8 protein-coding genes are annotated in these 10,524 nt (G+C 69.5%); 1 reads left to right on the top strand and 7 read right to left on the bottom strand.

Translation table 11 applies throughout. The features are described 5' to 3' along the window. From ACFWI9_RS13210 to eccD, 6 genes are all read right to left on the bottom strand, one after another. Positions 1-1,356: an AAWKG family protein gene (locus ACFWI9_RS13210; RefSeq protein ID WP_387161440.1), complete on the bottom strand. Its 1,356-nt coding sequence runs from the start codon at positions 1,354-1,356 to the stop codon at positions 1-3. Positions 1,357-1,449: 93 nt separating this feature from the next. Then, positions 1,450-1,905: a type VII secretion system-associated protein gene (locus ACFWI9_RS13205; RefSeq protein WP_387161438.1), complete on the bottom strand. Its 456-nt coding sequence runs from the start codon at positions 1,903-1,905 to the stop codon at positions 1,450-1,452. Between the two features lie 104 nt (positions 1,906-2,009). Then, on the bottom strand, positions 2,010-2,330 hold the full coding sequence (locus ACFWI9_RS13200; protein ID WP_387161435.1) for a WXG100 family type VII secretion target: 321 nt from the start codon (positions 2,328-2,330) through the stop codon (positions 2,010-2,012). Positions 2,331-2,408: 78 nt separating this feature from the next. Next, positions 2,409-2,744: a hypothetical protein gene (locus ACFWI9_RS13195; protein ID WP_387161434.1), complete on the bottom strand. Its 336-nt coding sequence runs from the start codon at positions 2,742-2,744 to the stop codon at positions 2,409-2,411. Positions 2,745-2,960: 216 nt separating this feature from the next. Next, entirely contained in the window at positions 2,961-4,502 is a 1,542-nt protein-coding gene (eccB, locus tag ACFWI9_RS13190) for a type VII secretion protein EccB (RefSeq protein ID WP_387161431.1), read from the bottom strand. A gap of 11 nt (positions 4,503-4,513) precedes the next feature. Next, positions 4,514-5,914: a type VII secretion integral membrane protein EccD gene (gene eccD / locus ACFWI9_RS13185; protein ID WP_387161429.1), complete on the bottom strand. Its 1,401-nt coding sequence runs from the start codon at positions 5,912-5,914 to the stop codon at positions 4,514-4,516. A 207-nt stretch (positions 5,915-6,121) separates the two neighbouring features. Here eccD and eccCa point away from each other — a divergent pair, with 207 nt between their 5' ends. Beyond that, entirely contained in the window at positions 6,122-10,078 is a 3,957-nt protein-coding gene (gene eccCa / locus ACFWI9_RS13180) for a type VII secretion protein EccCa (RefSeq protein ID WP_387161453.1), read from the top strand. Between the two features lie 44 nt (positions 10,079-10,122). On the opposite strand, the gene ACFWI9_RS13175 is transcribed toward eccCa, so the two are convergent. Then, positions 10,123-10,386 carry a hypothetical protein gene (locus ACFWI9_RS13175; RefSeq protein WP_387161427.1) on the bottom strand — a complete coding sequence of 88 codons (264 nt, stop codon included), beginning with the start codon at positions 10,384-10,386 and terminating at the stop codon, positions 10,123-10,125. Positions 10,387-10,524 lie beyond the last annotated feature (138 nt).

Here is a 10,524-nt window from a genome sequence, read left to right as displayed (position 1 = left end):
TCAGTCGGCGACTTCCACCGCCCCCCCCCGACTCACTGGTGCGTTTCGGTCGTGTGCGCGCGGGCCCGCCCCCGCGGCGGCGTCCGCCGCTTTGGCGTTCTTGTCCTCGGTGTAGGAGCTGGTGAGATCGTCGTCGCCGCGGGTGCGTATCGATCCGAGGTCGATGTTCGATGAGCTCCACTTGTTGTGGAGCTCATCGAGTGCGGCGTTCGCCGGTTCCACCAGATTCTCGATGACAGACGCCTGCCAGTTCGAGACGGCCCTCTCCCCGATCGCCTTCCAGGTGCTCATGTCGGTGAGCCGACCGAAGTTGTCACTCTGGCCGAGCCGGGTCGCCGTCTCGTCCAGAATCGACGTGGGGTGGTACGTCGTCCGGAAATTTCCACGGCCGATGCTTTTCACCTCGTAGGTGATCTGCCTGATGTTGTTCTCCCACACATGGGCGGTGATCTCGAACAGGAGATCATGCAGCCAGCGCAGGGGGTTCCCCATCCGGAGCTGCCAGTAATCCCATTTGAGGCTCAGGTCGCTGGCCGCCTTGTACAGGGCCGCTTTGGCTTCCCGTATTTCCCTGCCCTGCTTGGACTGGGTGCCGGAGAAGCCCATGTCCTTGACGTAGCCGGTGTACTGGCGGTCGATGGTGTGGATCAGGTTCCAGAAGACGCCGGCGGCCTGTCCGCGCCAGGCGTCGTCCTGCTCGGTGCCCACGCGGCGCTGCCACTCCTCGACGACCTTCTGCCGGTCGCTGAAGAACTGGCCGACCCGGTCGAACGCAGCGGCTGCTGTGTCGAAGGACTTGAGAGTGACCGCCGCATCATTGGCGACGTTCTTGCCGTTCCACGACCAGCCGTGAGTGCCGTTCTCGTTCTCGATCAGCTGCTTCAGCGCGCGCCCGGTCCCGTAGGCGTACTGGGTGAGCGGTGCGGTCGTCCACTCCGCCTTGTCACCGGTGAGGCCGAGGTGGTCCTTGTACTGGCTCTTGAACTCCCCGCCCTTTACCTCACCGCCCACCGGGGGGCTATCGCCGTTCTTGCTGCCGAGCAGGGTGATGCGGGCTTTGTACATCGTGACGCCGTGGCCGTTGGCCCCTCCCCTCATGTAGAAGGGGATGACGAAGTCGGTGTTCTGGATGTTGAAGCCAGCGTTCTCGGCACGCCAGTCGAAGTCGCTGGGATCGGCGTAGTCGACGTACTTCAGCTTGGTGATCTCCACCTTCATCTGCTTGATCTTGTCGTTGCCCTCAAGATCCGTGAAGAGGGTGTCCCGCGTGGGCGCGTTGTACCCGGTGAGCAGCGACACCGCCTTGTGCCAGCTGTCATTGTCCGAGGTGAGCGGTATGACGTTTTTTGCGTCCATGGTCGGTCTCCGTTGACGGCCGGGGGCACGAGGCGGGATACGGGAAGGGCGGAATGAGGGCTGGGAGCTACCTGCCGGGGGGACCGGTAGGCCCTAGTCGTCTTCCTTTTCACCGCCGCCGAGGGAGTCGTCGACGTCTTCGAAGACATCGAGCAGTTTCTGGCCGTCGATCTTGGCGAGGTTGTCACCCTGGGTCTTGAACAGCTTCTCGATGCTGGTGCCCAGGTTGTCCTCGATGTCCTCGAAGAGTGTCGACTGGTTCTTGATGATCACGTCGATGGCTCCGATGACCTTGGTGATGGATTCGACGAGACCCTCACCGTTCGTCCGAGCGTCTCCGGCCATGGCACCGATCGTCAGGGGGAGTACCGCCTCGGCCGGCGTACCCTTCGGGATGTGGCCACCCGGCAGCAGGTTCGCCAGTGCCGGCGTCCCGTCCTTTCCGTCGAGAAGGATCTTCCTCAGCTCATCGCGGAAGTTGAAGATGTCTTCCTTGAGGAACTTCTCCAGCCATGCCTTGTCGAGGTTTGCCGTCGGGTTGTCCGCCATGTCCGTCTCCTGCCGGGGCTGTCTCTACCGGGATACCGGGTGGCGGCCCTCCGCGCGTCGCGGCGGGCCGCCACCCGTGCGTCAAGGGATCCGTGCGTACCGGCTCAGCGGCCGACGCGGACGCCTTCCCACAGCTGGGTGAGCTTCTTCTCGCTGTAGTCGTAGTTGCCGGACACGTCCGTCAGGAGCCTGGAGTGGTTCTCCAGCAGATTCTTCATCGCCTCGACGGCGCCGTTCCACGCGGCCTGCTTGGCGTTGTAGACCTCGCGGTCGTCGCCTTCCCAGGACGCCTTGAGTGCCTGGAGTTCGGCGTCCAGGTTGACCAGGATGCCGGCGATCGCCCTGGTCTGCTGCACCATGTCGTCCGCCGCGTTGGCCATGGAACGGTAGTCGACGTAGATGTGCCCGTCGGTGAAATCGCTCATCTCGAGCCTCGTCTCGCATCAGGTACGGAGGGGGGTCAACGGCCGGAAATCCGGCCCGTGCCGGAGTGCTGCGCGCGATCAGCCCTTCAGCGCGTCGAAGATGCTCTGGGACTCGCTGTACGCGGTGTTGATGGACTCGTTGTTGGCGCCCTGGGTCAGGCCCTGCTGCGTGAGCGTCTCATTGAGGGTGTTCACCATCTCCTGGACGTTCTTGGAGATGACCTCAGCCTGGTCGTCCCACAGCTTCAGCAGGTCCTGAAACGCCTTGCCGTCCGAGCCCTTGAGCCCGGACGCCAGGTTGAACTTCATGCTCTCGACGTCCATCCGGCAGTTCTGCACACCGGTGAAGGCCATTTCGAGGGCCTGGATTCCGTTCCGTGTCGCCTGCTCCTCTGACTGCTGGAAGCCTGCCACTTACCGCACCTCCTGGTGATCATGCCCGGTCCCCTCACCTGGATCCGACTGCGACTGGATCCGGATTTCAACCGTCCGCTTGAGGGGATCAACTTCCCCTACCAACAGGCAAGTTGCTCGGACATAGCGAAAAGCAACTGGGTCATGTTTGCATGACGACGTTGTCAACTTCTTTTGTATTGAGGTTAATTTGAGGCAAGTTCCGTTCGAGACAGGTCAGTTCTTCGTAACGGTCCTGTCGTCCGCCACGGAATCTCCCATCGCGCCCCGCCTGTCCGGATTGCCTCCCGGCGCATCCGGTGAGGCAGCGTCCGGTGTCGTTCCGCAGGGAGCGGACGTCGCCCTGCCGTTCCGTCCGGCCACGGCCGCCGCTGGGCTGAGGTCGGGACCGGTCGGCAGCATGGCGAGCAGCGGCGAGGGGATCCCCCTGGCCTGTCCGACGCTGTAGCCGAGTGCCGCCAGGGCCTCCTCGGTGGCGATCCGGTACTTCATACCGCTGTCGGTCACGAGGTAGACCGTGCTGCCGGGGGCACCGCCGGCACTCAGAGCACGTACCAGCGCGCCGCCGCCGGGACGGACGGTGATCCGATCGACGGGCACGCACGCCGGTGTGAGCCCTTCCGGAGCGGGCTGTGCGGCCGGTCCCAGCTCGGCCGGTGAGGCCACGGCGACACTGACCCGGGCGCCCGTGCCACCGCCTCCCTCGATCCGCGCGCAGGCGGTCCGGTCCTGGTCGAGAGTGACGGCCTTGGGCGGTACGGGGGGAACGTCCGCGAGCTCCGCGGCCGGGGTCCTGGCGGTCCGGCCGTTCAGCGCGTCTGCGCCCAATTCAACCGCATGGGGAGCCTGCTTGCCGTACGCCTGCTCGCGCGTCTTCGGGTCGCCGAGCACCAGCGCCGCGCCCGTCGCGGTGAGAGGGACGAGCCCCTCCTGGCGCAGCAGGTAGTAGCGGGTGTCCGCACCGGGCACCGCGACCTGGAAGACCTGGCCGATCCGGGTCTCGCGACCACCGAGCTCCGGACCCTTGCCGCCGCGGCCCGGCACGTCGGGCGGGGACAGGTCGGGGCCGGCCGGAAGGGAGTTGAGAAAGGCCGACGACACCTTCACCCGGGGCGTGGTGTCGTAGCCGAGGGACCGCGAAGCACCCTGTTGGTCGTCGAGACGCAGCCTGCTGCCCCGCCACACCAGGTAGTCCGCCTTGTCCGGTCCGGCCACCACCAGCGCCTGGGCGCCGCTCAGACCGGCGCCGTCCGGGGGCGCGCCCACGGCGAGGAGCGTGGTCACCGTTCCGGACGCGGAGCCGGAGCAGACCTGCCAGGCGCCCGTGTCGAGTCCGCCCGCTCCGGGCAGCGCGTCGGGGGCTCCGCTGATGCCCACGGGCGCTCCATGGGGAACGCCCTCCAGGGAGCGGGAGCCGACCTGGACGACCTTCATGTCGGCGCCGGTCAGCAGGCGCGCCGACGCGTAGTTGCGCACCGGCCGCAGCCGGCCCTCCAGGTAGAGATAGCGGGATCCGGTGTCCTTGTTGACGACGAGGGTGCCCGCCGCCTTCCAGGAGTCCTTGATGCCGGGCTTGAACAGGCCGAACACGAAGGCGCCCGCCGCCAGCAGCACGGCGATCACCACACCGACAGCGACTCCTCTGTTGGTCCGGCCCTGGGGGCTCTCCGGAGCGTCCGGATCGCTGCGGAGAAGGGCGGAGGTGAGACGCCCCATGACGAACATGTGCGCTTGTACCTGGTCGCGTTTGGACTGCACCGTGTGCTCCCTCAGCCGTTGAGGGACCGCAGGGCCCCGTAGACGCCAAGCACCCACAGCACCAGTGGCAGCAGGGCGATCGCCGCCGCCGAGTGCAGCAGTTCCGCTCCGCGGCCCCAGTACGGCACCAGCCTGCGGCCGGGTACCGTCCAGGAGGCGATCGTGATCCCGGCGGTGGCGGCGAACAGCCCGGCGACGGTCAGCAGCCGCCCGGCGGAACCGGCGTCCTGGGCCTGGGAGAACACCAGCAGTGCCAGGCCCCAGACCGCGGGCAGCACCAAGAACAGGCGTTGCCAGACGTTGCCGAGTCCCCTGGCGTGCAGCAGCAGCAACAGCGCCAGCGCCAGGGACGTGAAGACCTCCGCCAGACCCGATTCGCGGGCCATGATGGTGAGGCAGCCGGCGCAGACCACGCCGACCACTCCATACAGCGAGCTCATCCAGCCGTCCGCCAGCACCGAGCGGGTGGCGACGACCGCGGTGGGATGCGGGTCGATGCCTTCCTGCAGCTGCTCGGCGTTCGTCGGCAGCGGAGGCATGCGCAGCCCTGCCATGCGGAAGGAGAGCGAGGGCACGAAGGCCCCGAGGAGCACGGCGGCCAGCGCGGTGACACCGGCGACCTCGTCTGCGGTGAGGCCGGCGGCCAGCATCACGATGGCGGCCAGCGCGCCGAAGGCTGCGACCACGGCGGGCGCGAAGAACAAGGCGGCGTACGCGGCCACCGCGGCGAGCGCGAGCACCGCTCCGCCCGCGCCGGCGGCGGCCGCCGCGAGCAGCCGGGAGCCGAGCATCTCCTGGCCGTGCGGCCCGGAGAGGTCACCGCCGGGGAGCAGCCAGCCGGCGAGGACGAGGTAGGGGACGGCCATCAGCCCCAGGGCCGCACCTGCCCCGCCATCGCCGACGGCCCGGCTGGCCGCTGCCGCTCCCGCGAGCAGCAGCAGCGCGGAGGCCGCTGCGCACACCGCACGGGTGGTGCCCGAGCCGCCGGGCAGCGCGAGCACCACCAGACCGACGGTGAGCACGGTGACGGCGAGGCCGCGCAGCAGCAGACGGCCTGCTTCCGCGGTCCACCCGTACGGGCGGTCGCGCAGTGTGGTGGAGATGCCGTCTACCAGGTCGTCCAGGTGCACCTCGGGAAGCGCCTCGACGCGGGGTCGCAGATAGACCGTCTCGCCGTCACGCAGTTCGAAGGAGTCGAGGGTGCGCTCCTCGTCGAAGGGCTCGCCGCCCAGGCGTTGCAGCACCCAGCCGCCGTGGTCGATGCCGGCTTCCTCCAGGTCGTCCCCGGCGTAGCCGAGCACGGCGGGCAGCAGGTCGGCGACCGACACGTCGGCGGGGACGGCGAGATCGATCGTGCGGGCGGGGGCTCTCACGGTCAGGCGGCACAGACCGGCCACCTGGTTGTCACTCATCGGTCTGGCTCACGCCTTCCGGGGATTGCCGGCGCGTATCAACGCACCTGCAGAGACGGGGGGTTGATCATTGGCGGTCAGCTCGAAGGATCGTAGTATCAAACGTCTCTTCGGGGTGACCCCCGCCCCCACAACATTCCGTCCCCCACCCGTGAGCGCGTTCCGTCGGTGTGACGGCCGCTCCCGTAAGGAGACCGTACGGTGAGTGTGGTTCTGTTCCGCCGACCGGCCCGCAGGCGAGGCCCGGAAATGCCGGAGGGAGAACTGACCTTGCAGGAGCCACCCGTGCTCCCCGAGGTGGTTCCGGACTCGTCGGCCGTCTGGACCTATCTGCCGATGGCGCTGATGTCGGTGTCGATGATGCTGATGTTCATGCGGCCCGGCATGGGCGGCGGCGGCAGTTTCATCTACCTCGCACTCGGGCTGATGGTCATCTCCTCCGCGGCCATGATGCTCGGCCAGGTGATGCGCAGGAACAGCGAGCGCAAGCAGCGCCTCAAGGGCGAACGCCGGGACTACCTGCGCTACCTCACCCAGACACGGCGCAAGGTGCGGGCCGCGGTGATGGACCAGCAGCGGGCCCTGGCCTGGCGGCACCCCGAGCCGTCGGCGCTGACGTCCGTGGTCGGATCGACCCGCCTGTGGGAACGCCGGCCGCAGGACGAGGACTTCGGCGAGGTCCGGGTGGCGGTGGGGGACCAGAAGCTGGGCCTGCACCTGGCCCCGGTGGCAGGCACCCCAGTCGAGGACCTCGAACCGCTCGCCGCACACGCACTGCGCAGCTTCATCCGCGCCTACGGCATCGTCCCCGACCAACCCATCGCGATCTTCCTACGGGCCTGGGCGCGGGTGCTGTTCCGCGGCGACGAGGACCGAATCCGCGCGCTGGCCCGGTCGGTCGTCGCGCAACTCGCCGCGTTCCACTCCCCCGACGACCTCTGGATCGCCGTGTGCGTGTCGGACGAACGGCGGGCCGACTGGGAATGGGCCAAGTGGCTGCCGCACCACCTGCACCCCCAGGAGAGCGACGGCGCCGGACCCGCCCGGATGAACGGGGCGGCGTTCAACGAACTGGAGGACCTGCTGGGCGCCGAGTTCCTGGAGCGCCCGCCCTTCGACCCGGACGCCATCCCCGGACGCGAGGAACCGTTCACCGTGATCGTCATCGACGGTGGCACAGTGCCCAGCGGCCACCGGCTGGACGGCCCCGGGATGCGCAACACCGTCGTACTGGACCTCAGTGGCGCACTGACCTGGCGGCCCGGCCGGGTCACCCTCCGCTTCGACGTGACCGGCGACGACTTCTCCCTGGTGCGAACCGACCGCGACCGCAAGGAGCAGTCCACCCGTCTGGGCCGCCCTGACGTCTTCGGCCCGTGCGGCGCGACCGCGCTGGCCAAGCGGATCGCGCCCTATCGCATGGGCATGGCGACCGACATCAGCCAACCGCTCGCCACCGACGTGGAACTCACCACCCTGCTCGGCATCCAGGACCTCCACCGGCACAACCCGCAGACCCTGTGGGAGCGCAGCACCGGTCCCGGCCGGCTGCGGGTGCCCATCGCCGTGGGCGCGGACGGCCAGCCGGTGGAACTTGACATCAAGGAGTCCGCGCAGGGCGGCACCGGTCCGCACGGCATGCTGATCGGAGCCACCGGCTCGGGCAAGAGCGAACTGCTGCGCACGCTGGTGCTGTCACTGGCCCTGACGAACTCCTCGGAGACGCTCAACTTCGTCCTGGTCGACTTCAAGGGCGGCGCCACCTTCCTCGGCCTGGACGAACTGCCGCACGTGTCCGCCGTCATCACCAACCTCGCCGACGAGGCGGCGCTGGTCTCGCGTATGCAGGACGCCCTGCACGGCGAGCTGATCCGCCGCCAGGAACTGCTGCGCGCCGCCGGCAACTACACCTCGGCGCTGGAGTACGAGAAGGCGCGCGCCGCCGGCACCCCGCTGGCGCCGCTGCCCAGCCTGTTCGTGGTGGTCGACGAGTTCAGCGAACTGCTCGCGGCACACCGTGAGTTCATGGAGCTGTTCGTCATGATCGGCCGACTCGGCCGAAGCCTGGGTGTGCATCTGCTGCTTGCCTCGCAGCGACTGGACGAGGGCCGTATGCACCAGTTGGAGAGCCACCTCTCCTACCGGATCGGCCTGCGCACGTTCTCCGCGATGGAGAGCCGCGGTGTGCTCGGCGTACCGGACGCCTACGAGCTGCCGTCGGCGCCGGGCAGCGGCTTCCTCAAGTCCGGGGTCGAGGCGCTGACCCGATTCCGGGCCGCCTATGTGTCCGGGCCGTACCGGCACCGCCGCGGCAGCGCCAACCAGGCACGAGCCGCGGGCCAGACGGTGCCGTGGACGAGCGGCTACGTCGTACCGCGTGCCGTGCCCGACCTGCCGGAACCCGAGCCGGAGGCAGAGGAGACCGCGGAGACACTGCTCTCGGTCGCCGTCGACAAGCTGCTGGGAGCAGGCCCACCCGCGCACCAGGTATGGCTGCCGCCGCTGGACCTGCCCGCCACGCTCGACCAGGTGCTGCCACCGCTCACCCCCGACCCCGAGCTGGGGCTCACCACCGTGGGCTGGCCCGACCGGGGGATGCTGAAGGTCCCGATCGGCATCGTGGACCGGCCGTTCGACCAGATGCGCGACCTGCTCACCGTGGATCTGGCCGGCGTCGGCGGGCACATCGCGATCGCCGGCGGTCCGCAGAGCGGCAAGAGCACCATGGTGCGCACGCTCCTGACCGCCCTGGCCCTCACCCACACCCCGCGCGAAGTGCAGTTCTACTGCCTCGACTTCGGCGGCGGCACCCTGGCCGGTCTGGACGGACTGCCGCATATGAGCGGGGTCGCGGCGCGGCTGGACTCCGAGCGGGTGGGCCGCACGATCGCCGAGGTGAACACGCTACTGGCGACTCGGGAGAAGTTCTTCCTGGAGCACGGCATCGACTCCATGGCCACCTATCGGCGGCGCCGTGCCGCCGGGGAGTTCGCCGACCACGAGCACGGAGACGTGTTCCTGGTCATCGACGGCTGGTCCACGGTCCGCCAGGACTACGACCGGCAGATCTCCCACTTCACCGCGATCGCCGCCCGCGGCCTGAACTACGGTGTCCACCTCATCGTCACCACCGCCCGCTGGGTGGAACTCCCCTCCGCGGTGCGCGACCAGGCGGGCACCCATCTGGAGCTGCGGATGGGTGACCCGATGGATTCCGAGATCGACATGCGGCGGGCCGGAACCGTTCCCCGGGTCCCGGGACGCGGTCTGACCAGGGACGGCAAACTGCACTACCTCACGGCACTGCCCCGCATCGACGGCGGCGAGCGCGCCGACGACCTCAGCGAGGGTGTCGCCGGACTGGTGGCCGCGCTGGCCGAGAGCTGGCACGGTCCCGTCGCGCCCCGGGTGCGCATGCTGCCCACCGAACTCCCGGTGTCCGCACTGCCCGCACCGGAGGGCGACTTCCGGATCCCGCTGGGCCTTGAGGAGGACGAACTGGCCACGGTGTGGCACGACTTCGCCGAGAGCCCGCACATGGTCGTGATCGGCGACACGGAGAGCGGCAAGACCAACCTGCTGCGGCTCACCGCCCAGGCAGTGATGCAGCGGTACTCCCCCGCCGAGGCACGGATCATGGTGGTGGACTACCGACGCGAACTGGTCGAGGCGATCCCCGACGAATACCGGCTGGGCCACGCCGTCTCCATCGACGCGCTGCGCGACCTGGTCGACGGAGCAGCACGGGCGGTGAAGACGCGGGTACCGGGCCCCGACATCACCCCCGCCAGGATGCGTACGGCGGACTGGTGGACCGGACCGCGGCTGTTCATCCTCGTCGACGACTACGACATGATCGGCTCAGGACCGATGAACGCCCCGTTCGATCCGCTGCTCGACCAGCTGGCGCTCGGCTGGGAGGTGGGCCTGCACATGGTGGTGGCCCGCGCCGCCTCCGGCGCAGGCCGTGCCATGGGCGACCATCTGATGCGCCGGCTCCAGGAGGTCAACACCCCGACGCTGCTGATGTCCTGCCCGCCGTCCGAGGGCTATGTCATCGCCAACGCCAAGGGCCGCCTGCTGCCACCGGGCCGCGCCAGCCGGATCGCCCGCCGCCGGACGGTGCAGGTGCAGACCGCGTACCTGGGCGACACGGAGACATGACCTCGTTTCCGCGGTGCACCGCACCCCGCGGCGCCGGGGGAGGATCAGGCGGCCGGCCGCCACCCGCGCGCCCGGCCCCGCGGGAACACCACCACCGCAGCCGCCACCAGCAGAACCAACCCCCCGGCCGCCGACGCGACCAGCACGGCGCGCTGCCGGGGGGCCGGGGAGGGCGTCGGGGGCAGGCCGGCGGGGGGCGGCTGCGGCACCGCGCCGACGGCGTCGGGCAGGACGGCCGTGAGGGCGGCGTAGACGTCCAGGCGCGGGGGCGACGCCGGATACGCGGTGCCCGCAAGGCGCCGCGCCACTTCCGCCGCGCTCAGGTCGGGATGGCGTGCCCGGACGAGGGCCGCGGGGGGGGCGCCCGGGGGGGGCGGCGCCCGGCGGGCGCGGACGCTCTCTCACACGCTCGCCCAGGGCGGCGCGGCCCGCGCCGCGCGCCCCCC

Source organism: Streptomyces sp. NPDC127084, assembly GCF_042724175.1.
Taxonomy (GTDB): domain Bacteria; phylum Actinomycetota; class Actinomycetes; order Streptomycetales; family Streptomycetaceae; genus Streptomyces.
The sequence above is the reverse complement of the archived record's forward strand: the minus strand, read 5'-3'. Positions and strand labels throughout refer to the sequence as shown.